Source organism: Mycolicibacterium sarraceniae (assembly GCF_010731875.1).
GTDB lineage: Bacteria > Actinomycetota > Actinomycetes > Mycobacteriales > Mycobacteriaceae > Mycobacterium > Mycobacterium sarraceniae.
This window is the reverse complement of sequence record NZ_AP022595.1, coordinates 57,247-79,782: the sequence shown is the minus strand read 5'-3', so window position 1 is coordinate 79,782 and position 22,536 is coordinate 57,247. Positions and strand designations below refer to the sequence as shown.

The following is a 22,536-nucleotide window of genomic DNA, read 5'->3' as shown; positions in this document are numbered from 1 at the left end:
CAGGGGGCGGGCAACCGGCTTGCTGTGGCCGGGGCCACACCTGGACCCCATCCTCGCCAGTTTTCTTGACGCATGTCAAGTTTCATTTCGACCGCGGCGTGGTGCAAGGTAAACGGGTGACCGCGCAGCAGGAACCTGTCGAGGCGCCCCGTCGGCGCGGCGATAAGCAGCGGCACGCCATCGTCCAGGCTGTGCGTGAGCTGCTCGAAGAGAAACCGTTCGCCGAACTGTCGGTCAGCACGATCAGCGACCGGGCCGGTGTCGCCCGCTCCGGCTTCTACTTCTACTTCGACTCCAAGTACGCGGTGCTCGCCCACATCGTCGGCGAGGCCGCTCACGAGCTCGAGGAACTCACCCACCAGTTCGCGCCGCGCGGTGCCGAGGAGACCCCCACGGCGTTCGCCAAGCGGATGGTGCGCAGCGCGGCGGTGGTTTACGCGCACAACGATCCGGTGATGTCGGCGTGTAACGCCGCCCGTCACACCGACGCCGAGATCCGCGAGATCCTGGATGCGTACAACGACGCGGTGATCGATCAGATCGTGCCGATCGTCGAGGCCGAGATCTGGAACGGCACCGCCGACCCGATCAATGACGACATTCGGGGCCTGGTTCGCAGCCTCGCGGCGACTACGGCCTTCACACTGTCCGGCGAGTCCGCCTTCATCGGGCCCGATCGTGACCTGGACCGGGCGGTCCAGATTCTGGAAAGCCTGTGGCTGCATGCGCTTTGGGGCGGACAGGTCGGCGAATAGCGCATGGCTGACGGCTTCGCGGGTAAGAGGGTGTTCATCACCGGCGCGGCCAGCGGTATCGGGCGGGCCACCGCCCTTCGGCTGGCCCGCGACGGTGCCGAACTGTATCTGACCGACGTCAACGCCGACGGGCTCGAACTGACCGTGGCTGACGTCCGCGCGCTGGGTGCTGTCGTGCCCGCGCACCGGGCACTCGATATCGCCGACTACGACGCGGTCGCCGGTTTCGCCGCCGACATCCACACCCACCACCCGGCGATGGACATCGTGATGAACATCGCCGGCATCTCGGCCTGGGGCACCGTCGAGCAACTCACCCACCGGCACTGGCGGTCGATGATCGACGTCAACCTGATGGGCCCGATCCACGTCATCGAGACGTTCCTACCGCCGATGGTCGCCGCGGGCCGGGGTGGTCAGCTGGTCAACGTCTCCTCGGCCGCCGGCCTGGTCGCGCTGCCGTGGCATGCCGCCTACAGCGCGAGTAAGTATGGGCTGCGCGGACTTTCGGAGGTCTTGCGGTTCGATCTGGCCCGCCACGGCATCGGTGTCTCCCTGGTGGTGCCCGGCGCGGTCGACACACCGCTGGTGCGCACCGTGGAGATCGTCGGGGTCGACCGCGAGCATCCGAGGGTCAAACGGTGGGTGGGGCTGTTCAGCGGCCACGCTGTGACGCCGGAGAAGGTTGCCGAGAATATTTTGACCGGCATCAGCAGGAATCGCTACCTGATCTATACCTCGCCAGATATCCGCGCGCTCTACGCGTTCAAACGTCTTGCGTGGTGGCCCTACAGCGTGGCGATGCGGCAGGTCAACGTGATCTTCACCCGCGCGCTGCGGCCGCGCAGCGCCACCTTCACCCCGCCGCCCTGACACCTCAAGCGGGCGGCGCCAATCCCAGGCGAACGCCGAGCAGGCGTACCGGGCGGTCGAGTTCGAACAGGTCGAGCACCCGCAGTGCGGCGGCGATGATCACCTCGGGGTCGACGCTGGACTGGTCGAGCTTGCGGATCTTGGTGCGGGCGCCCCACACCCCAGAGTGCGTCGACCGGACGAGCGCCCATCACCTCCATCCAGTTGGCGTCGGTGAGGGTGTAGACCCCGTCGGGTTTGCCGAAGCCGGTGGCCACTTTGGCGCGCTGTTTGTTGTCGCTGATACCGACCGAACACGCCAGTCCGCGCGGCTCGGTGGGATCGCCACTGCCGCCGACGATTACGGGCAGGCCGACCAACTCAGGGTGGCGGCGCAGCTCGACAGAGGCCAAGAACTGATCGAGGTCCACATGCAGGACCCAGTCGCGGGGAGACAGCGCGCTCAACGCCCGCACAACTTGCGCGCGACGGTGTCCCAGGCATCGCCGAGGCCGTCCAGCGACAGGCCACGCTCGAGTTGGTGGTTGACGTAATCGGCATCCAGCAGCGCCAGCAGCGCGTCGGCCTGTGCGTCGAGATCACCTGTGGTGCCTGCGGATTCGAGCAGGACCCGGACGTGGGTGTGCATCACGGCCAACGGGGCGCTATGGCGGGTGTCGGGGTCCCGGTTGGCTTCCGACAGCAGCGCGCCGTGGGTCTGGGCGAAGCGCAGCCGCTCGCGACCGAACGCGAGCAGTCGCTGCAGGGGAGGGGCGTCGGGACCCAGGGGCGGCGGCCCGAACAGGAAAGCCTGCTGGATGGCGCGCTCGTCCTCGTCGAGCAGGACCATCATCAGGCCGGCGCGACTGCCGAATCGACGGAACACCGTGCCCTTGCCGACGCCGGCCGCCGCGGCGATATCGTCCATGGAGACGTTGTCGGCACCGCGCTGCGCGATCAGGGTGCGGGCGGCGTCGAGCAGAAGGAGCCGGTTGCGGGCGGCGTCCCCGCGTTCTTGTGGCGTCGAAACCGGCAGCTCACTGGCTCGCTCGATCGCGCTCACTCCCAGAGTTTAGCTCAGCGGAAATAAAACGGACCGTAGTCCGGTTGTTGCGTGCAAGGATCTCGGAGGATTGAGAGGATTGCGGACATGGCGGATATCAAGGTTCTGACGCTGGTAGGCAGCCTTCGGGCGGCATCGGTCAATCGACAGCTCGCGGAACTGGCGGCGGAGGCCGCGCCCGAGGGCGTCACGCTGACGATCTATGAAGGGCTGGGCGACCTGCCGTTCTATAACGAAGACATCGATACCGAGGATGCACCCGCCGAGGTGGTGGCGTTGCGCGCGGCGGCCGCGGAGGCTGCCGCGACCCTGGTGGTGACGCCGGAATACAACGCGAGCATCCCGGGCGTGCTGAAGAATGCCATCGACTGGCTGTCGCGGCCGTATGGCGATGGCGCGCTGAAGGACAAGCCGCTGGCGGTGATCGGGGCCTCGTTCGGCCAGTACGGCGGGGTGTGGGCGCAGGACGAAACCCGCAAGTCGTTCGGTGTCGCCGGGCCGCGGGTGGTGGAGTCGGTCAAGTTGTCGGTGCCGGCCAAGACCCTGGATGGTAAGCACCCCCGCGAGAACGCCGAAGTTGCCGCCGCGGTGCGCGATGTGGTCGAAAAGCTGGTCGCCGAAGTCGGCTGACCCCCGTTCCCCAAAGCTCGCGAAGCCGCCGGTGCCGACGCGCCGGCGGTTTTGCTATCTGGCGGGTCTGGGAGTCCTGGACGGCCGACCTTGTCGGTGCTCACTGGTAGATCTAGGCGTGGACGGTCACGCTCGGCGTGTTGTGACATGCGACACGCCGACACGGGTGGCGCCGGAGCGCTTACGACCAGGGAATTTCACAATTGTTATTCAGAACATGTTGTATCTCTTCTCGCTGTCGGACACTAGGTGTAGTGTTCAGCAAGCCGACAGACCCGAGAGGCACAGGGCCGCCGGAGCGCCGGAACCGAAGCTGAGATGTCGGTCCGAGCGGCCCGGCAGCCAGTGAATTTCATGGTCCGAAAGCTCGCTCAAAGTACGTGAGTGCCTGCGCACAGACCATCCCGTGACCGTCTCGAGTCCATCTCTATGTTTCGCTGAGGAGCCATTCGCAGATGACCATCACCGTTTACACCAAGCCCGCCTGCGTGCAGTGCAACATGACCTACAAAGCCCTGGACAAGCAGGGGCTGGCCTATGACGTTGTCGACATCTCCGAGGACGCAGACGCCCGCGACTACGTGATGGCGATGGGGTACCTGCAGGCACCAGTCGTGGTTGCCGGCGGTGACCACTGGTCGGGCTTCCGGCCCGACCGGATCAACGCCCTCGCCGGTGCCGCACTGACCGTTTAGCGACCCGGGCACCCCGAGGAGCGATGCAATGAATCCGGATGGCAGCCTGGCAGGCCTGCAGCGGTTGGTGTACTTCTCCAGCGTTTCGGAGAACACCCACCGCTTCGTGCAGAAGCTGGGCGTGCCGGCCATCCGGATTCCGTTGCACGAGCGTATCGAGGTTGACTGGCCGTATGTCCTTCTCCTGCCCACCTACGGCAAGGGTCGGGGAGACAGCCCGACGCTCGACGCTAAAGGTTATGTGCCCAAGCAGGTCATCGCGTTTCTGAATAACCCGCACAATCGGTCCCTGATCCGCGCGGTGGTCGGGGCCGGCAACACCCAATTCGGTGCCGAGTATTGCTTTGCGGCCAGGCTGGTCTCGCATAAGTGCAACGTGCCGTTTCTGTACCGCTTCGAGTTAATGGGAACCGCAGAGGACGTAGAAGCCGTCCGTGCGGAGTTGGCAAATTTCTGGGAGGACGAGGAAACGTGGCACCTACGGTCACAGCTGCAGAGCCTGTAACGACTTCTGGGCATGCATTGCCCGGGGAGACCGATTACCACGCGCTCAACGCGATGCTCAATCTGTACGACAAGGACGGCAAGATCCAGTTCGATATGGATCGCCTGGCCGCCCGTCAGTACTTCCTCGAGCACGTGAACCAGAACACCGTGTTCTTCCACAATCAGGACGAGAAACTCGACTACCTGATTCGCGAGAACTATTACGAGCGTGACGTTCTCGACCAGTACTCGCGCAACTTCGTCAAGACGCTCACCGACCGCGCCTACGCCAAGAAGTTCCGGTTCCCGACCTTCCTCGGCGCGTTCAAGTACTACACCTCGTACACGTTGAAGACCTTCGATGGGAAGCGCTACCTGGAGCGCTTCGAGGACCGCGTGGTGATGGTGGCGCTGACGCTGGCCGCCGGTGACACCATCCTGGCCGAGAAGCTGGTCGACGAGATCATCGACGGCCGCTTCCAGCCGGCCACCCCGACGTTCCTCAACTCGGGCAAGGCGCAGCGCGGCGAGCCGGTCAGCTGCTTCCTGCTGCGCATCGAGGACAACATGGAGTCGATCGGCCGCGCGATCAACTCCGCGCTGCAGCTGTCCAAGCGCGGTGGTGGAGTTGCGTTGCTGCTGACCAACATTCGTGAGCACGGCGCCCCGATCAAGAACATCGAGAACCAGAGCTCGGGCGTCATCCCGATCATGAAGCTGCTGGAGGACTCGTTCTCCTACGCCAACCAGCTCGGTGCGCGTCAGGGTGCCGGTGCGGTCTACCTGCACGCTCACCACCCCGACATCTACCGCTTCCTGGACACCAAGCGGGAGAACGCCGACGAGAAGATCCGCATCAAGACGCTCTCGCTGGGCGTGGTGATTCCGGACATCACCTTCGAGCTGGCCAAGAAGAACGAGGACATGTATCTGTTCTCGCCGTATGACGTCGAGCGGGTGTATGGCGTTCCGTTCGCCGACATCTCGGTCACCGAGAAGTACCACGAGATGGTCAACGACGGCCGGATCCGCAAGACCAAGATCAAGGCCCGCGAGTTCTTCCAGACGCTGGCCGAGCTGCAGTTCGAGTCGGGTTACCCGTACATCATGTACGAGGACACGGTGAACCGGGCCAACCCGATCGAGGGCAAGATCACCCACTCCAACCTGTGCTCGGAGATCCTGCAGGTCTCCACACCCTCGCTGTTCAACGAGGATCTGTCGTACGCCAAGGTGGGCAAGGACATTTCGTGCAACCTGGGTTCACTGAACATTGCCAAGGCGATGGACTCGCCCGACTTCGCGCAGACCATTGAGGTGGCGATTCGCGGGTTGACCGCGGTGAGCGATCAGACGCATATCTGGTCGGTGCCCTCCATCGAGCAGGGTAACAACGACTCGCACGCCATCGGCCTCGGCCAGATGAATCTGCACGGATACCTTGCGCGCGAACGGATCTTCTACGGGTCCGAAGAGGGTATCGACTTCACTAACATGTACTTCTACACGGTGCTCTATCACGCGCTGCGGGCGTCGAACAAGATCGCCATCGAGCGCGGGTCGTCGTTCAAGGGCTTCGAGAAATCGAAGTACGCCAGCGGTGAGTTCTTCGACAAGTACACCGATCAGCCGTGGGAGCCGGCGACCGAGCGGGTGCGGGAGCTGTTCTCCGAAGCTGGCATTCGCATTCCCACGCAAGAGGATTGGGTGCGGCTCAAGGAGTCGGTGCAGGCCAACGGTATCTACAACCAGAACCTGCAGGCGGTGCCGCCGACCGGATCGATCTCCTACATCAACCACTCGACCAGCTCGATCCACCCGGTCGCGAGCAAGATCGAGATCCGCAAGGAAGGCAAGATCGGTCGGGCCTACTACCCGGCGCCGTATCTGACCAACGACAACCTGGAGTACTTCCAGGATGCCTACGAGATCGGCTACGAGAAGATCATCGACACCTACGCCGCGGCCACGCAGCATGTCGATCAGGGGCTGAGTCTGACGCTGTTCTTCAAGGACACCGCCGACACCCGCGAGGTCAACAAGGCGCAGATCTACGCCTGGCGCAAGGGGATCAAGACGCTGTACTACATCCGCCTTCGCCAGATGGCCTTGGAGGGCACCGAGGTGGAAAATTGCGTCAGCTGCATGTTGTGACAGCTGGTCGCTGACGACGCCGTGGCCGCGTGACAAACGAACTTCCGACCGGAGGCGTGATCTACGGGATCACGCTCCGGTCGGAGTTCGTTTATCGCTACATAGGAGGGTCGGAGAACCCGAACTTCGGAAAGTTTGGCGCCGACCACCCAAGCTTCGGTCATGTGATATCCGAAGAGGCTCGCAGAAAGCTGGCGGAACAGCGACGCGGCGCTGGCAATCCGAATTATGGATGTCGAGCAAGCGATGAAACCCGCGCGAAGATGTCGGCCGTGCGTAAGGGTCGCCCGATGCCGTCCAGTAAACGCAGTGCGCACACCCGGCACCACACGAATCGGGGAATCAAGAAGGACGATTGTCGATACTGCATCGAAGACTCGGACTGAGATATTGCTTTGGGCGGGACTTCCTTATCCTGCAGAGTGGCCACAGCGTCTTCGTGGACACACTGCAGTGATACAGATTCTTGCTCGGTGACGGTGGGGACTCACTTTCAGGTTCAGTGGATACCATGACCGGCGTCGGGGGAGAAGTGCTATCTGCGAGTGTGATCGAAGAACGCTGGGACGCCTGGACTCCAGCCCAAGTAGCGCGACGACTTTCGGCTGTGGTGGCGCCGTGGTGTGTGACCGCCGGGTGGGCGATTGACCTAGTCGTGGGCGAGGTGACTCGTGAGCACAGCGATGTCGAAATCTCGATTCCCGCAGCGATCCGATGAGGTGTTCTCGGCGTTACCGGACCATGAGTGGGATGTCGTCGGGGATGGCCGGGTTTGGCCGTATCCACAACATTTCGCTGCCACCTTCAGACGTGGCTGCCGGAACCGGGGACGGGAACGTATCGGCTGGATGTCTTCCGCGAACCGCACGTCGACGACCGATGGGTGTGTCGTCGCGACCACTCGATCACGCTGCCCTACCGCGAGCTGATACTTCGAACGACCGACGTTGTCCCGTATGTCATCCCGGAAGTCGCCTTGCTGTTCAAGGCGAAGCACCTCCGTGACAAAGGCGACGCTGACTTCGTTCGTGCGCTGCCGGATCTAGGGCCGGCGCGGAGATCCCGCCTACGGCGGTGGTTGGAGTTGGTGCACCCCGGACATCGGTGGATCGACTCACTCTGACGCCTCGAGTGTGCGGTCTCATACGGCAGGTACGGCGAGTTGCGGATGAAACCGCACAGTCGGCCTCAGCTCTTGCGCGCCTTTTCCGCGTGCAGCGCCTTCACCCGTCGCTCCTCAGCCAGCACCGCCTGGTAGCTCTCGCGTTCGGCGATCAGCCAGTCCGGCTTCTCTGCGACCATCGCTTCGATCTGCTCGGTGGTGAGCGCTTCCACCACACCTCCGCGCGCGAGGCCGGCGATCGAGACGCCGAGCTTGGCGGCCACGAGGTTCTTCGGGTGCGGCCCGTTCTTGCGGAGGTCCTTGAGCCACTGCGGCGGGTCGGCGAGGAGGGCGGCCACCTCATCTCGGGTGATCGCGTTCTCCTGGAACTCCGCAGGCGTCGCCGGCAGGTAGACGTCCAACTTCTTCGCCGCCGTGGCGGGTTTCATGGACTGTGCGTTTGGCCTGCTCATGGCTTGAGCTTATCGGTGGAGCCCTATCGGTAGCCTGATGCGGTGACCCCGCCCTCGCTCACCCTCGGGTACGTCCCCGGGGCGACGCCGGCGAAGTGGGCGCGGACCTGGGCAGAGCGCCACTGCGATGTTCGGCTGACGTTGCGGGCCGTCGCCGCCGCGGATGCGGCCGATGACGTACGGGCCGGCACCGTCGACGTGGCTTTGCTTCGGCTGCCGACCGATACCTCTGGGTTATCCCTCATCCCGCTCTACGAGGAGACGACAGTCGCGGTAGTGCCCACCGACCACCTTCTCAGTGCGGCCGACGAGATCACCGCCGCGGACCTCGACGGTGAGCGGATTCTGCTGCCACTCGACGACGTTGTCGCCTGGGCAGACGCTCCCGGCGCCCCGATCGAGCACCGGCCCGAAACCACCGCGGACGCAATAGAACTCGTGGCCGCGGGGCTCGGCGCGCTTATCGTGCCGCAATCACTGGCTCGGCTGTATCACCGCAAAGACCTCACGTATCGCCCAATCGCCGACGCGTCGACGTGTGCGGTGGCGCTGGCCTTTCCGCACGGGCCACCGTCGGCGCTGGTCGAGGAATTCACCGGGATCGTGCGTGGCCGCAAACCTGGTTCGTCACGGGGGACGGCCCAGCCGGCCCCGAAACGCACGGCACGAGAGAAAACGCTCGCCAAACAAGCCGCGCGAGCCGCCGCCGGCAAGGTGGCCCGCAAGCCGGGGCCGACCAAGCGGCGGCGACCGTAACGGGTGCGTGACGCTGTTTTACCTGGTCAACACACACGTTCCGAGACAATTGGGTGATGACCGCGTCGACGCACGTTCCGGCCACCACGTCCCTGGCTGAGCTTGCCGACCACCCGCGCCGCGATGGCTACGTCATTGTCGACAACCTGGTACCAGGGTCGTTGATGGACATCATCGCCGACGAATCGGCTCCGTACCTCGACGCGACGCCCATGGGCTACAACGCGATGATCGGCCGCAAGTCACGGCGTACCGGAGCGCTCGTCGCGCGTTCGCCGGGCTGCCGCACCCTGATTGGTAATCCGACGATTCTCGGTGTGTGCAAGGACTTTCTCGGCCACGCCATTGCTTTCCAGGTGATGCTCACCCAGGTCATCTCGATCGAGCCGGGCGAGTCCGACCAGGCCCTGCACCGCGACCAGAACGCCTTCGACTTCTACCCGTTTCCCGACGACTACCACGTGCAGTGCAACACGCTGTGGGCGATGACCGACTACACCGCGGATTCGGTGCTGCTCTACTCCGGAAAAATCGTGCACAGCGGTGCCGCCAACCGAAGTCAGCAGGTCCGCCGTGCCATCAACGTCAACTACTGCGTCGGCTGGGTCCGACAGGAGGAGAACCAATTCCTCTCGTTACCAACAGAAGTCGCACGCACACTCGATGACGACCTGCTCAAGCTGATCGGCTATCAGGAGGGTGCCTGGGCGATGGGTTACTTCCGCGACTTGGAGGACCCGCTGCGTGCGATCCGCGGAGGCAACGTCGCCTACGGCTTCGACGCGACCAAGCTCAACGGCCACGCCGGCACCGCGTTCGCCGACCAGCTCACCCATAGCGAGTAACCAGCGGAACAGAACACGCCATCGGGCGGTTAACTAGAGCCATGACCGCACCCATGCCGGCGGCGTTCATCGGGCACGGCAGCCCGATGAACGCCCTGGAGCGCAACCGCTACACCGAGGCGTGGCGTGCGTTCGGCCAATCAGTCCCGCGCCCGCGGGCCATCCTCGTCGTCAGCGCGCACTGGTACATCAACGCCACTGCCGTCACCGCCATGGCGGTACCGCGAACCATCCACGACTTCTACGGATTTCCCGCTGAGCTCTTCGCGATGCAGTACCCGGCACCGGGCCTTCCGGAGCTGGCCGCCGAGATCGCCGACGTGGTCGAGCCGACCTGGGTCGGTGCCGATATCGACAGCTGGGGGATCGACCACGGCACCTGGTCGGTACTGGTGCACGCGTTCCCGGACGCGTCGGTGCCGGTGGTGCAGTTGGCCATCAACGCCGACAAGCCGCTGGAGTACCACCTCGAACTGGGAGCCAAGCTCGCGGCCTTGGGCGAACGTGGCGTGCTGATTCTGGGTAGCGGCAATATCGTCCACAACCTCGCGGCGATGGATCCAGCATTGGGCGACAAGGGATTCGACTGGGCCCAACGCTTCGATGACCACGCCCGCGCGCAACTGCTCACTGACCCCGCCGAGGCTGCCCGGCTGCGCGAGCATGGCGACTACGCTGCAGCCGTGCCCACCCCGGACCACTTCCTGCCGATGCTGTACTTCGCTGGGCTGGCACTGACTCACCCGATCAGATCGGACCAGAACTCCACCGTCGACGTCCGGGACTGCGGCGGACCCGCCTCGGCATAAGTGAAAAGATCAGCGCCACAGCAGGTTACGTCGGTCTGATACACCGACAGTACAGGGTGGCCGGAGCTGCCGCGGCCGGCGGGGAGGTAGTGATTCGACTGCACCGGCACTAACTGCGGCACCCGCGCGAGGTGATAATTGGCGCTGCGCAGCGCGTCCTTCATCCGGGCCGGACGAGCACCCCACCCGGAACCCCAGAAGCCCCGCCACTCGACGGCGAACAGGATTCCGTCGGCGGGCAACCGCAATCGCTGTTGCAAGCTCCGGCGCGGCGCACCCCGCCAGTCCGGCCACGATTCGCCGGTCGGCAAGCCCGACGCCAGAAACGCCCGATGGTCATCGGCGAATTCGAAGCCGAACTCAGCCTCGATGCGGGCCAGCTCGTCGTCGCTGAGACCGGGCGTCATCGTCGCTGTGGCAAGCGGGGCGCCGTCGTCGACCATGCGGGCAGCCTAGGTATGCGAGGGGCTCTGCGCCTTCTTGTACAGCGACTTGAGCAGGAAGTCGCGGAAGGTGTGGTTGTCGAGCAGTTTTAGCCCGGTTTCTGACACCTTCGGAATTCCGGCGAGCTTGTTGAAGAAGCGTCCACGCTTGTATTCGCGGCCCCACGCGGCTTCCATGCGCTGTTGGTAATTCGTGAAGTCGTCGGGTCCGCCGTTTTCCAGTGCAGCGATCGCGCATTCGCCGGCGGCCAAGCCGGATTCGAGTGCCTTGGAGATGCCGGCACCCGACACCGGCTTACCCGCACCCAGCGAGTCGCCGGCAAACAGCACTCCGGGACGCCACGGCGGCCAGGCGGTGAAGCCCATCGGCAGGCGCCAGGCCCGGACGGACTTGTTCTTCTTCAGTTCCTCGACCGAGGGCAGCTCCCACTCGGCGGGCAGCGTGCGCAAGAAGTCGCCGAAGAAGTGCGTGGCGTTGATCGATTGCCAGTTCTTGTAGCTGTTGACGTAGCCGAGGCCGATGTTGAACCGGCCGCCGCCCATCGGGAAGATCCACCCGTAGCCGGGCAGCTGGTCGCCCTGGAAGAGCAGCTTGAGATAGATCTCGAAGCGGTCGGAATCGGGCCGGTTGGCATGCATCTCCGAGCGGATCGCGATGGCGGAGTAGCCGTTGTAGTCCGAGTCGATCTTGAGGCCGCGCTTGAGGGGGGAGTAGGCGCCGTCGGCGGCGATGACGGCGTCGCCGAGGACCTTCTCCCCGTTCTTGAGGATGACGCCGACCACCCGGCCGCGCGCGTCGAGCTCGGGGCCGGCAACTTCAGCGCCCTGACGCACCACGGCACCGGCCGACTCGGCGTGCTTGAGCAGCATCGTGTCCAGCTCGGCACGGCTGGCGGTGCGGCCGTAGTCGGGCATGCCGGGACGTTGCGGGAACGACAGCTCCCACTGCGACGGGCTGTAGACGGTCACTCCGCTGATCTTGTGGAACTGCGTGATCTCGTGGGCCAGGCCCATCTTTTGCAGATAGCTGACCGCACGCGCGGTCAGGCCATCACCACAGGGCTTGTCCCGGGGGAATTCCGCCTTGTCGAGGACCACTACTTTCGCGCCGGTTTGCGCGGCCTGCCATGCCGCGGCCGCCCCCGATGGGCCTCCACCGGCTATCACCAGGTCGAATCGCTCGGTCACAACGTCTCGTCTCACTTCGCTGATCGGGTTGCCTCGATGTTATCTGAGAACGTGGTTTTGCTCCGAGCAGAAGGCGCCGGTGTGATCGTCATCGCCGAAGGTCGGCCCCGGCCCGGGTACAGTGCTTGACGTGCGCAGAGTGTCCAGATCGCGATCCGGCGCAGAGCCGGGCAAGGTCGACGCCCGCAGTGAACGCTGGCGCGAGCACCGCAAGAAGGTGCGTGCCGAGATCGTCGACGCCGCCTTCCGGTCCATCGACCAGCATGGGCCCGACGTCTCCCTGCGCGAGATCGCCGAAGAGGCCGGCACCGCCAAGCCGAAGATCTACCGGCACTTCACCGACAAATCGGACCTGTTCCAGGCCATCGGCAAGCGGCTGCGCGACATGCTGTGGGCGGCCATCTTCTCCAATATCGACGCCGCGACCGACCCCATGCGGGAGGTCATCCGCCGTGGGGTGGCCGAGTACGTGAACCTGGTCGAACAGCACCCCAACGTGCTGCGGTTCATCCTGCAGGGCCGCTTCCCCGAACAATCGGAATCCACCCAGCGCGCACTCAACGAGGGTCACGAGATCACGATGGCATTCGCTGAGACCTTCAACAACGAGCTGAGCGGTATGCAGCTCGACCCCGCGGCACTGGAGCTGGCCGCCGCGGCGGCGTTCGGGGCATGCTCGGCAGCCACCGACTGGTGGCTGGGCCCCGACCCGGACAGCCCCCGTCGGATGCCGACCGACGAGTTCATCAACCACCTGACCACGATCATGTTGGGGACGGTCAACGGCACCGCCGACCTTCTCGGCGTCAGCCTCGATCCCGACCGCCCGATTCACAACGCGATGCAGCGGCGCGCAGCCGCGGGTTAAGGGATCGGCCCCGGCGTTACCTACAGACGTATCGCGCGGCCAGGTGTCCGGGCGATCTCAGGAAGACGCTAGATAGCAGAACCAAATCACCGCCGGCGCAAGCGGTACCGACAGCAGCCCGATGAGCATTCCGCGGCCCGCTTGCGCCATCAGGCCCGAACGCATGGCAAGCACCACCGCCACGATTAGGTCGGCGACAATGAGCGGTACGAAGTAGATGTACAGCAAGAAATAGCGGAATGAAACCGACGCCGCGAGTGTGCCGACCAGCACGCTGATGGTGGCCCCAGCGAACCCGATGGCGCCGTGACGCGGGACCGGATGGCCCGTCGACATCTCAACTACCTGCTGAATCACGAGTACAACACGAACGCGACGATGATCCCCATGGGCACAAGAATCGCCGTGGAGCCACCGTCCCCCGAGGTCTGAAGTGGCACGCTCGACTGAAGGGAAAACAACCCCTTACCCGATACCGTCGGTATTGGGTACTTTGGTGGCATGACCGTTGCCGAACCGACCGTCGCCGACACCGCTACCGAACCCGTCCTGACCCGGGCGCTGGTCATCGGCACCGGGTTTTCTGGGCTGGGGATGGGGATCGAGTTGCAGCGCCGCGGCGTCGACTTCCTGATCCTGGAGAAGGCCGACGACGTCGGCGGAACCTGGCGCGATAACAGCTACCCGGGTTGCGCCTGCGACATCCCGGCGCACCTCTACTCGTTCTCCTTCGAGCCCAAACCCGACTGGACCTACATGTGGTCCCTGCAGCCGGAGATCCTCGACTACCTCAGGGGCGTGACCGACAAGCACGGTCTGCGCCGCCACATCCGCTTCGGCGCCCATGTGGACCGCGCCCACTGGGACGACGCCGAGTTCCGCTGGCACGTCTTCACCAAGGACGGCCGCGAGTACATCGCCCAGTTCCTGATCTCTGGCGCGGGCGCGCTGCACATCCCCGCCGTGCCCGAGATCGAGGGACTGGCCGACTTCGAGGGCGCGGCGTTCCACTCCGCGCAGTGGGACCACAACGTTGACCTCACCGGCAAGCGCGTCGCCGTCATCGGCACCGGTGCCAGCGCCATTCAACTGGTCCCGGAGATCGTGGACACGGTCGGCGAACTCCAGCTCTACCAGCGCACCCCGGCCTGGGTGCTGCCGCGCTCCAACAATCCCATCCCGGCCCGGATGCGCGAGGCGTTCGGGACGGTCCCCGGGGCTCGTGCGGCGCTGCGCACCGGCATCTACTGGTTCCAGGAGGCCCTCGGCTTCGCGATGACCGGCAGGCCCGAGCTGCTCACGCTGGGGGAGAAGGCCGGCAAGTGGAACATCCGCCACCAGGTCCGCGACCGTGAGCTACGACGCAGGCTAACCCCGAAGTACCGGCTCGGGTGCAAGCGAGTCCTGTTCTCCGACAGATACTTTCGTGCCATCGACAAGCCGCATTCCGAGCTGGTCACCGATTCGATCGCCCGGATCACCCCGCACGGCATCGTCACCGCCGACGAGCACGGTCGTGAGACCGAAAGGCAGACCGACGTCATCGTGTTCGCGACCGGTTTCCACGTCACCGACTCCTACACCTATGTCGCCATCTTGGGCCCCGGCGGCGAGGATCTGGTGGACCGCTGGAACCGGGAAGGTGTGCAGGCCCACCGTGGGATCGCTGTCGCGGATATGCCGAATCTGTTCTTCCTGCTCGGGCCCAACACCGGACTTGGCCACAACTCGGTGGTGTTCATGATCGAGTCGCAGATCCGCTACGTCGGCCAGGCGATCGATGCCGTCGAGAAGGCCGGGGCGCAGGCATTGGCACCCAGTCGGTGGGCGCAGGATTCGTTCAATGCCGAGTTGCAGCAGCGACTCGGCGGCGCGGTCTGGAGTACCGGCGGCTGCAGCAGCTGGTATCTCGACGAGCACGGCAAGAACCGCACCTTGTGGAGCGGGATGACGTGGCAGTACTGGTTGGCGACGCGATCCTTGAAGCGCACGGAGTACTGGTTCTCCGGCTGAGTTCGCCCGACACGCCGGGGTGAATTTCTGCGCGCGTTGGACCTGTGTGTTCGGGGTCTAAGAAACACAACTTGTTGTGTTGCGGCGTGTCGTCGGACCCCAGGGGTAGTGTTTTGGTGGTCAGCCCGAAACGGGGCAAACAGCGTGGTGAAGTGGGGTTTCGGTGAGCGATGGAGCGAAGCTGATCGACCGGGCAACGGCGATCAACTGGAACCGTGTCATTGACGAAAAGGACGCGGAAGTCTGGGATCGCTTGACCGGTAACTTCTGGCTACCGGAGAAGGTTCCGGTATCCAACGACATCCCATCGTGGGGCACGCTGACCGCCGACGAGAAACAGCTGACCATGCGGGTGTTCACCGGGCTGACGCTGCTGGACACCATCCAGAGCACGGTCGGCTCGGTCAGCATGATTCCCGACGCGCTGACCCCGCACGAAGAAGCGGTGCTGACCAACATCACGTTCATGGAGTCGGTGCACGCCAAGAGCTACAGCTCCATCTTCTCCACCCTGTGCTCGACCACCGAGATCGACGAAGCCTTCCGCTGGTCGGAAGAGAACGTCAACCTGCAGCGCAAGGCGCAGATCATCCTCGACTACTACCGCGGCGACGATGCACTCAAGCGCAAGATCGCCTCGGTCTTCCTCGAAGCGTTCCTGTTCTACTCCGGCTTCTACCTGCCGATGTACTGGTCGAGCCGGGCCAAGCTGACGAACACCGCCGACCTGATCCGGTTGATCATCCGTGACGAGGCTGTGCACGCCTACTACATCGGCTACAAGTTCCAGAAGGGTTACGCGCTGGCAAGCGACGAGCGCAAACAGGACCTCAAGGACTACGCCTACGAACTGCTGTACACGTTGTACGAGAACGAGATTGAGTACACGCAGGATCTGTACGACTCGGTCGGCCTGACCGAGGACGTCAAGAAGTACCTGCGCTACAACGCCAACAAGGCGTTGATGAACATGGGCTTCGAGGCGCTGTTCCCGCGCGACGAGACCGACGTGAATCCGGCGATCTTGTCCGCGCTGTCGCCGAACGCCGATGAGAACCACGACTTCTTCTCCGGGTCGGGCTCCAGCTACGTCATCGGCAAGGCCGTCGTCACCAAAGACGAGGACTGGGACTTCTAGGTTCCCTGCTCAGGGCGATATTTGGACCTAAAGGCGGACTGGAAACGGTCCGCCTTTAGTGTTCTCCGAGGTGGATGGGGAGCGGTTATTGCCCACATTTTGCCCACATTCTCTGCGCTGTGGGCATGGCAGTCGTCGCGGCTTACGAGACCAAGAAGGGCAAGCGGTACCGGGTTCGCTATCGCACACCGGACAACCGCCAGACCGACAAGCGCGGATTCAAGACGAAGCGGGATGCCGAGCGGTTCGCCAACACCGTCGAGGTGGCCAAGTGTTGTAGAACATGTCCGTCGGAAGCGCGACGATCGCGTCGAGCAGGTCGTTTTCGATGATCCACTGGCGGATGTTCGACTCACCCGAACCAGCTCCGCCAGTGAAGAGCGGTGAGCCGTTCAAAACGATGGCCAGCCGACTGCCCCCCTCGCCACTCTTGACAGGCTGCATCTTGGAGATCAGGTGTAGCAGGAACAGCAGCGACCCGTCGGAAACGCGAGGCAAGCCGGGGCCGAAGCGTCCGGCGAAGCCACGTTGTTCGTACTCGTCGGTGACTGACTTCTGCTGGGTATTCCAGGCGACGCCGAATGGGGGTTCTGTAGACCGTTGGGGCGTGTTGCAGGGGCGTCCTGACTCGGCTCAAATTAGTGCACACCGCCGGCACGAATTTTGATGAGTGCTTCGCGGAGGTCGTCGGGTAGCGGGTCGGCTGCAGTCAGTGTTTGTTCGCCGGCCTTGATGCGGACGGTGCGGTAGCGGCGGGCGGTACGCACGAATTTCTTTATGCTCCAGCCCGTTTGGGCTTCGATCCAGTGGCTGACAGCCATCGCGGCGACGACGATGCTCAGGTGCGCGTCGATCGATTCGCGGACGTGATGGTAGATCGGCCTGGCCTGCAGGTCGTGCTCGGACATCCGGAAGGACTTCTCGATACGCCAGAGTTGGTGGTAGGCGTCGATGACGAACTCCGGGGTCTGGCCGGTGAGGTTGGTGGTGTAGCCCTTCCAGCCGGCCAAGGCCCGGTTCTTGGCCTCCAATTCGCGGTTGACGGTCTTGGTGGCGCCGGCGAGCTTGATGAACCGGTTGCGCTTGACCGGGGCCTTGCCATCAACGGCGCGTGGGGCTTTGGCGATCTGTTCATCGATGCCACGCAGGGTGCGCCGGGCCCGATCGTGGCGGTACTGGTAGTAGATGACCCGGTCGGGGATACCGCGGGCCTTCTCGCTGCTGGTCGCCGACCACGGCTGGGTCAGCATCAGCAGATCGGGAACAGCTTCGTCGGGGTGCTTGGCGCACCATTCGCGGACCACGTCGGGCAGGAACGGAATGCGGGTGCCCAGGACGTAGGACAACCCCGCAGCCTGCAGGGCGATCTGGTTGGCCTCGGAAATCATCCCGGCATCGGCGACCACGGTGACGTCGGTCAGCCGGTGGGCAGCCTTGAACGCGTTGATGACTGGCAGCATGGTGGCGGTCTCGGCCTTGTTGCCCTCGAACGCTTCCACGGTCAGCGGGAACCCGGCCGCATCGGTGAGCAGCCCGAGGGTGATCTGAGGTTCCAGGCGGCGTTCCTTGGAAAACCCGGGCTCGCGGAATCCGTCACCGGCATCGGTTTCGAAGTACAGCGTCGAGACGTCGTAGAGCACCAGCGATGCCGGTCCGAGTCTGGCGTGCCGTGCCGATGCCCCGGCCAGCGCTTGCCGCCACGACGGCTTCGCGTAGCTGGGCAGCCGGCGTTTGAGGGTGGCATAGGAGGCCGCCGGCACGCCGACTTCATTCAGGACCCGCTCGGCGTCGATCTTGCTGGTCGGTTCGATGATCCGCGCGAGTACCAGGTCACGAAACACGTTGTCGCCCTTGGCTGCCACCTCAAATCCCACTATCCGGTAAGCCGCACACAACCCATCCCACAGATGGGTCATCTGGGAGGAGGTTATCGGCAACGGCTCCGATCCGGGCGGCCCGGCCACTCCAAGGTCCAGCACCGCTTGTCCGGCAGACAACCGCTCGGCAGCTGCGGCCTTCAGTGCCGCCAGTTGTTGACCGTCGCTGTGGATGCAGTTGATGGCGTCATCGTGGATGCCGATGGTGTTGATGTAGCGAAGGCCCTGTCCGCGTAGCGGGCAGGGCCTTCGTCTGCATGGTGACGGCGTCCTCGGTGCGGTGACGTCGCACGGTCGGTGATTCAGTCGTGGCCTGTTTCAGTGACCGCGATCCGGGCGGCTTTCTCATCGACGATCGCGGCTTTCGCGGCGAACGCCGCGGTCAGTGGGTGCACGGCGAGGTTGTTGACCGCCCGGGGGTAGCCCCGGGCGGCGTTGTGGATCAGGGTGATCGCGTCGTCGGAGAACAGGGTGTCGGTGCGGCCGGCGATCGTGGCGTGGTGGCCGATGTAGTCGGCGGTATCGGCGGGGGGCCATGCCGGCGATCGCGTAGCGCATCGCGATGCGCTGATCGAGTGCGGCCAGCACGCCCAGACGCAGGCGATGCCGCAGGGTGGGTTGCCCGACGAGCAGGGCGGCGAAGGGTGACCCGGAGTCCATGTCGTGGTTGGTGAGCATGCGGATCGCTTCCATTTGGGTGTTGTCGAGCAGGTGGGCTTCGTCGATGACCACGACGGGGTTCGGCCGCGTTCGGCGTGTTCAGCGGCCAGGGCCTCGGCGGCCTGGGGGGCCAGGGTGGCGGTGTAGAAACTGGGCACCCGCCCCAACGCGGTGACGATGTGGTGCAGCATGCCGCGGACCCCGACCGAGGGGTTGGGCAGGTAGATGATGACGTGGCGGGCCGGATCGAGCGCGGCGGTCGCGGCCCGGATCGCGACGGTCTTACCGGCGCCGACCTCCCGGTGATGACCCCGATCGCATGCTGGTCCACACACCAGGAGATCCGGGCGACGGCTTCGCTGTGGCCGGGGTGGCGGTGCAGCATCCCGGGGGCCAGAGCGCGGCCGAAGGGCATCCGGGTGAAGCCGTAATACTGTTGCAGCCGTTCGATACTCACGCCGACACCCCATCCTGGTCGTCAAGGCTGGCGATGTCGTCGATGCTGAGTTGTCCGGGGATCTGGCCGTCGGTACGCGCGGTGGTGGGGTGGCGAACAGGGCGTTGTATCCGATGCGGTGATCGGCGCGGATCTGCTCGTGGTGGGTCTGGGCGGTCAGCGCCAGGTAGTCGATCCCGGTCGCCGCCGGGGCTGGTTCGGGTGTTTCGGGTCGGGCTTTGGGGTGGGTATGGCGGGTGATGATGTGCGGCACGGCCCGGCCGTAGCGGACCTCGCGGTAGCGGACTTCGATGGTTTCCAGGTCGAAGGGTGAGAACACCAACTCCACCCGCCGCCCGATCAGGGCCGTATCGACTTGAAAGGTGTTGCCGTGCAACGACACCGTGGCCGTTTTGGTGACGGTGCGGTGCTCCGACCACAGGAACGCCTCGGTCAGATCCGCGGATGTCGGTACCGCCGGGCCGCGGCCGAGCCGGGTCCAGCCTTGCTCCCAGCGGTCCAGCGGGGCGTGGCCGGTCTCGGTGTGGGTGCGGCGGTGGTACTCGGTTTCGACCCACGCGGTGAACAGCCGGTTCAGTTCCAGCAGCGCGGTGCGGTGATCAACCCGGTAGCGGCGAGCTGTTCGGCGGTGGTATCGACGATCTCGACCAGGAACTGCTCACGCACGGTGCGGAAGAACCGTTCGATCTTGCCTCTGCCCTGGGGGCGGTGCGGGTGGAATGGACCAGGCGCACGCCGAGTTTCGCGCACGCCCGCAGCAGCCAGGCATCGACGAAGGCCGACCCGTTATCGACATAGACGCTGGCCGGGACCCGCGGGCGGCCAGTGCGGGTTGCAGCGCGGCACCCAACCGGACGGCGTCCTCGGCGAAGCCGAAACGGTAGCCGCAGACCAGCCGGGAATGATCATCGAGGAAGGCGAACAGATAGGTTTTCCTCCCGCCGATCCGCGGGCCGTGCAGGGCGTCCCCGGTCCACCGGTCGTTGGGGTTGGCGGCTTCGAACCGGCCGAACACCACCGGGGCATCCCCGGCGGCCGGGCCGATCAGCTCCAGGCGGTGGAACAGCCGCAGCAGGGTCGATTCCGAGGGCGCGCCCACCCGGTCGCGGTGCGCAGGATCCTGCCCACCTGCGCGGCGGTCCGGGCCGGGTTCTCCCGCTTGAGGGCCGCGGCCATCTCCAACACTGCGGTATCGGTGCGCGGCACACACGTCCGGGGGCTGGGCACCAACTCGACGAACCCGCCGGCCCGATACCGGCGGATCCACCGATCCAGGGTGTCCCGGGAATACCGCACCGGGGTCCCGAACGGGTCGGTGTGCTCACCGGAGGCGATCTGGCGGACCAGCCGGCCCCGGGCCTTCGTCGACAGGCCCTGATCCAACGCCGGGCAGATCAACTGGTAGCGGAACAACCCCCACCGCCTGGGCCCGCGCCCGGCGCTTCTCATCCTCACCCAACACCGCACTGACTCCTTCACCGCTGGCGATGCCGCCCAAACCCGTTGCCAGGGCAGTCATCCCCGCGACGATGGCCCATCGACCCCACCGCGCATCAGAGGGCAACTGGTGTTGCACCCACCCACCCCGACACCGGCGGCCACTCCGGCGCGAGCAGCCGGGCACCGCTGCACGCCACCGCCACTGAAACCGCCGTCACCGCGCCGACCAGCCGTCCCGGCCCGAACCGGGACACCATCGCCGCCCTCGCCGCGCCCACCGCAGCCAGAACATCCCCGACTGAAACGCCCTGGTTCTGCCGGAGGCTCGGGCTATTGGATTTCGACCAGGTGTTGGTCGCTCCGTTGGGCATCGTAGAACGTGGCTTCGAACTCAGCGGGCGGGACGTCGTTGAGGTAGCCGTGTAAGCGGTTGGTGTTGTGCCAGAAGACCCAACTGAGGGTGGCCAGCTCGACGTCCTCGACGGTCTTCCACGGCCCGCTGCGGGCGGGACCGTAGATCAGCTCGGCCTTGTAGTAGCCGTTCACCGTCTCCGCCAAGGCGTTATCGAAGCTGTCCCCGATCGAACCTATAGAGGGGACCGCGCCGATCTCGGCGAGCCGTTCGCCGTAGCGAATGGAGGTGAACTGCGACCCAGCATCGGAGTGACATCTCAAGCCCGCCAACAGGTTTCCGCGCGACCAGCGCGCCATCTCCAACGCGTCGAGGACCATCGAGGTCCGCATATGGCCGGCCACCCGCCAGCCCACGATCATCCGGGAGTACGCATCGACGATGAAACACGCGTACGCGACGCCGGGCCCAAGTCGGCACGAATGTCAGATCCGTCACCCAAAGCTGGTTCGGCGCGGTCGCGGTGAACTTGCGCTTCACCAGATCGGGGTGCCGCGCAGCGCTGGCATCTGGCTTCGTGGTCTTGACCCGTTTACCGCGCCGTGCCCCGCAGATACCGGCAGCCCGCATCAACCGGCCCACCTGATCGCGGCCCACGTCGTGGCCATTTCGGCGGGCGGTCTTCCACAGTTTGCGGGCCCCGTAGACGCGGTAGTTGTCCTCCCAGAGGGCCACCAGGGCCGGCCCCAGTTCGGCGTCACGTTGCGCGCGCGCCGACGGACCGCGGGACTTGGCGTCGTAGTAAGTGCTCGGGGCCATCACCACGCCTGCCGATCGCAGGACGGTGATGATGGGCTCGACCCCGAACTCCTCGCGCTGGGCGTCGATGAAATCGACTATTTCTTGTGTTGGCGGTCGAGCTCCGCCCCGAAAAAAACTGGCCGCACGTTTCAGTATTTCGTTGGCACGCTTGAGTTCTCGGATCTCCTGCTCGAGCTCTTTGATCCGTGACGACTCCGCGCTGGACACTCCCGGAGCGCATCCCTCGTCAATATCGGCTTGACGCACCCAGGACCGCACCGACTCCACCCCGTAGCCGAGTTGGCGGGCCACCCGCGACACGGTTCCCTGCTCGGTCCCCAACTCGGCACGCAGAGCCCGGACCATCCGCACCGCAGCGGCCTTCTCCTCCGGGCTGTAACGACGCGCCGTGGGCTTCCCGGCAGACTGTTCCTTCGGCATACCTGCATCCTCGTTTCCAAGGTCAGGAGCCTCCGGGATTTCCAGGGCGTTTCAATCTTCCAGATCAGATTCGCATTGGTCTGCGCCATAGGCGGTGGTCTCCTCGCTTCAGTGTGTGACATGGGGGAAGTTACCCCGAAGCCCGGACACCCGGTGGGAGGACGGGCGGAGGAGGGTCGACGCAACCCTGTCGGAGGCGCGGGCTAACGTCCCGGCACGATGGAAGGCCGCGCCAGCG

The 22,536-nt window shown here is 64.9% G+C and carries 20 protein-coding genes, 6 pseudogenes and 1 other annotated feature; of the genes and pseudogenes, 14 read left to right on the top strand and 12 right to left on the bottom strand.

What is annotated here, in order from left to right; genetic code table 11:
* Nucleotides 1-116 precede the first annotated feature (116 nt).
* Both G6N13_RS00425 and G6N13_RS00420 read left to right on the top strand, forming a co-directional pair.
* Entirely contained in the window at nt 117-755 is a 639-nt protein-coding gene (locus tag G6N13_RS00425; RefSeq protein ID WP_163694360.1) for a TetR/AcrR family transcriptional regulator, read from the top strand.
* A gap of 3 nt (nt 756-758) precedes the next feature.
* Nucleotides 759-1,628: an SDR family oxidoreductase gene (locus tag G6N13_RS00420; protein ID WP_163694359.1), complete on the top strand. Its 870-nt coding sequence runs from the start codon at nt 759-761 to the stop codon at nt 1,626-1,628.
* A gap of 4 nt (nt 1,629-1,632) precedes the next feature.
* Here G6N13_RS00420 and G6N13_RS00415 read toward each other — a convergent pair.
* Both G6N13_RS00415 and G6N13_RS00410 read right to left on the bottom strand, forming a co-directional pair.
* Nucleotides 1,633-2,074, bottom strand: a pseudogene (locus G6N13_RS00415) (Y-family DNA polymerase).
* Nucleotides 2,071-2,670, bottom strand: a complete 600-nt coding sequence (locus tag G6N13_RS00410) for a TetR/AcrR family transcriptional regulator (protein ID WP_163694358.1) — start codon at nt 2,668-2,670, stop codon at nt 2,071-2,073. Before G6N13_RS00410 ends, G6N13_RS00415 begins: the two are co-directional and overlap by 4 nt.
* Before the next feature lie 87 nt (nt 2,671-2,757).
* Between G6N13_RS00410 and G6N13_RS00405 the strand changes: the two genes are divergently transcribed.
* The 5 genes from G6N13_RS00405 (at nt 2,758) to G6N13_RS24635 (ending at nt 7,353) form a co-directional block, all read left to right on the top strand.
* A complete protein-coding gene (locus tag G6N13_RS00405; protein WP_163694357.1) occupies nt 2,758-3,300 on the top strand; it encodes an NAD(P)H-dependent oxidoreductase in 543 nt (180 codons plus the stop codon).
* Between the two features lie 455 nt (nt 3,301-3,755).
* Nucleotides 3,756-3,995 (top strand): redoxin NrdH, encoded by a 240-nt coding sequence (locus G6N13_RS00400; protein ID WP_163694356.1) that lies wholly within the window; start codon nt 3,756-3,758, stop codon nt 3,993-3,995.
* A gap of 28 nt (nt 3,996-4,023) precedes the next feature.
* Complete coding sequence (gene nrdI / locus G6N13_RS00395; RefSeq protein ID WP_163694355.1) at nt 4,024-4,500, top strand: class Ib ribonucleoside-diphosphate reductase assembly flavoprotein NrdI; 477 nt, start codon at nt 4,024-4,026, stop codon at nt 4,498-4,500.
* Nucleotides 4,501-4,517: 17 nt separating this feature from the next.
* The gene (gene nrdE, locus G6N13_RS00390) at nt 4,518-6,635 is read left to right on the top strand and encodes a class 1b ribonucleoside-diphosphate reductase subunit alpha (protein WP_179965049.1); all 2,118 of its coding nucleotides are present in this window, start codon (nt 4,518-4,520) and stop codon (nt 6,633-6,635) included.
* Nucleotides 6,636-7,146: 511 nt separating this feature from the next.
* Nucleotides 7,147-7,353 carry a nucleotidyltransferase domain-containing protein gene (locus tag G6N13_RS24635; RefSeq protein ID WP_235677883.1) on the top strand — a complete coding sequence of 69 codons (207 nt, stop codon included), beginning with the start codon at nt 7,147-7,149 and terminating at the stop codon, nt 7,351-7,353.
* Between the two features lie 470 nt (nt 7,354-7,823).
* On the opposite strand, the gene G6N13_RS00375 is transcribed toward G6N13_RS24635, so the two are convergent.
* Nucleotides 7,824-8,210, bottom strand: coding sequence for a DUF5997 family protein (locus tag G6N13_RS00375; protein ID WP_163694353.1), 387 nt, complete (start codon nt 8,208-8,210; stop codon nt 7,824-7,826).
* Between the two features lie 42 nt (nt 8,211-8,252).
* On the opposite strand from G6N13_RS00375, the gene G6N13_RS00370 reads away from it, so the two are divergent.
* Genes G6N13_RS00370 through ygiD form a run of 3 tightly spaced genes read left to right on the top strand, consistent with a single transcriptional unit; the run spans nt 8,253 to nt 10,620 of the window.
* Nucleotides 8,253-8,966, top strand: a complete 714-nt coding sequence (locus G6N13_RS00370) for a LysR family substrate-binding domain-containing protein (RefSeq protein ID WP_163694352.1) — start codon at nt 8,253-8,255, stop codon at nt 8,964-8,966.
* A 56-nt stretch (nt 8,967-9,022) separates the two neighbouring features.
* Entirely contained in the window at nt 9,023-9,811 is a 789-nt protein-coding gene (locus tag G6N13_RS00365; RefSeq protein ID WP_163694351.1) for a phytanoyl-CoA dioxygenase family protein, read from the top strand.
* Nucleotides 9,812-9,864: 53 nt separating this feature from the next.
* Nucleotides 9,865-10,620, top strand: coding sequence for a 4,5-DOPA-extradiol-dioxygenase (ygiD, locus tag G6N13_RS00360; RefSeq protein ID WP_163701463.1), 756 nt, complete (start codon nt 9,865-9,867; stop codon nt 10,618-10,620).
* Here the strand turns inward: ygiD and G6N13_RS00355 are convergent.
* Together G6N13_RS00355 and G6N13_RS00350 are read right to left on the bottom strand one after the other, a co-directional pair.
* A complete protein-coding gene (locus G6N13_RS00355) occupies nt 10,551-11,063 on the bottom strand; it encodes an SMI1/KNR4 family protein (protein ID WP_163694350.1) in 513 nt (170 codons plus the stop codon). The two genes, ygiD and G6N13_RS00355, sit on opposite strands and share 70 nt — an antisense overlap.
* Before the next feature lie 9 nt (nt 11,064-11,072).
* Complete coding sequence (locus tag G6N13_RS00350; RefSeq protein ID WP_163694349.1) at nt 11,073-12,251, bottom strand: NAD(P)/FAD-dependent oxidoreductase; 1,179 nt, start codon at nt 12,249-12,251, stop codon at nt 11,073-11,075.
* Between the two features lie 130 nt (nt 12,252-12,381).
* Here G6N13_RS00350 and G6N13_RS00345 point away from each other — a divergent pair, with 130 nt between their 5' ends.
* On the top strand, nt 12,382-13,119 hold the full coding sequence (locus G6N13_RS00345) for a TetR/AcrR family transcriptional regulator (protein ID WP_163694348.1): 738 nt from the start codon (nt 12,382-12,384) through the stop codon (nt 13,117-13,119).
* A gap of 57 nt (nt 13,120-13,176) precedes the next feature.
* On the opposite strand, the gene G6N13_RS00340 is transcribed toward G6N13_RS00345, so the two are convergent.
* Nucleotides 13,177-13,455 (bottom strand): hypothetical protein, encoded by a 279-nt coding sequence (locus tag G6N13_RS00340; protein ID WP_163694347.1) that lies wholly within the window; start codon nt 13,453-13,455, stop codon nt 13,177-13,179.
* 165 nt (nt 13,456-13,620) lie between these two features.
* Here G6N13_RS00340 and G6N13_RS00335 point away from each other — a divergent pair, with 165 nt between their 5' ends.
* The 3 genes and pseudogenes from G6N13_RS00335 to G6N13_RS24520 all read left to right on the top strand — a co-directional run.
* The gene (locus tag G6N13_RS00335; protein WP_163694346.1) at nt 13,621-15,132 is read left to right on the top strand and encodes a flavin-containing monooxygenase; all 1,512 of its coding nucleotides are present in this window, start codon (nt 13,621-13,623) and stop codon (nt 15,130-15,132) included.
* A 163-nt stretch (nt 15,133-15,295) separates the two neighbouring features.
* Nucleotides 15,296-16,270, top strand: coding sequence for a class 1b ribonucleoside-diphosphate reductase subunit beta (nrdF, locus tag G6N13_RS00330; protein WP_163694345.1), 975 nt, complete (start codon nt 15,296-15,298; stop codon nt 16,268-16,270).
* 125 nt (nt 16,271-16,395) lie between these two features.
* A pseudogene (locus G6N13_RS24520) lies at nt 16,396-16,542 on the top strand (Arm DNA-binding domain-containing protein); the annotation flags it as partial.
* Here the strand turns inward: G6N13_RS24520 and G6N13_RS00325 are convergent.
* The 6 genes and pseudogenes from G6N13_RS00325 to G6N13_RS00300 all read right to left on the bottom strand — a co-directional run.
* Nucleotides 16,520-16,864, bottom strand: a pseudogene (locus G6N13_RS00325) (HsdM family class I SAM-dependent methyltransferase); the annotation flags it as partial. The pseudogenes G6N13_RS24520 and G6N13_RS00325 sit on opposite strands and share 23 nt — an antisense overlap.
* 44 nt (nt 16,865-16,908) lie before the next feature.
* Nucleotides 16,909-18,375: pseudogene (locus tag G6N13_RS00320) on the bottom strand (IS1634 family transposase); the annotation flags it as partial.
* A gap of 74 nt (nt 18,376-18,449) precedes the next feature.
* A pseudogene (locus G6N13_RS00315) lies at nt 18,450-19,222 on the bottom strand (ExeA family protein).
* A gap of 38 nt (nt 19,223-19,260) precedes the next feature.
* Nucleotides 19,261-20,783 (bottom strand): annotated as a pseudogene (locus G6N13_RS26315) (DDE-type integrase/transposase/recombinase).
* Between the two features lie 34 nt (nt 20,784-20,817).
* Entirely contained in the window at nt 20,818-20,982 is a 165-nt protein-coding gene (locus G6N13_RS00305) for a hypothetical protein (RefSeq protein ID WP_163694344.1), read from the bottom strand.
* A gap of 52 nt (nt 20,983-21,034) precedes the next feature.
* A protein-coding gene (locus tag G6N13_RS00300; protein ID WP_163694343.1) for an IS3 family transposase occupies nt 21,035-22,298 on the bottom strand; the annotation gives its coding sequence in 2 pieces (ribosomal slippage) (nt 21,035-21,520 and nt 21,522-22,298; 1,263 coding nt in all).
* Nucleotides 21,867-21,995, bottom strand: a sequence feature (AL1L pseudoknot). (Overlaps the previous gene by 129 nt.)
* Nucleotides 22,299-22,536: the final 238 nt, after the last annotated feature.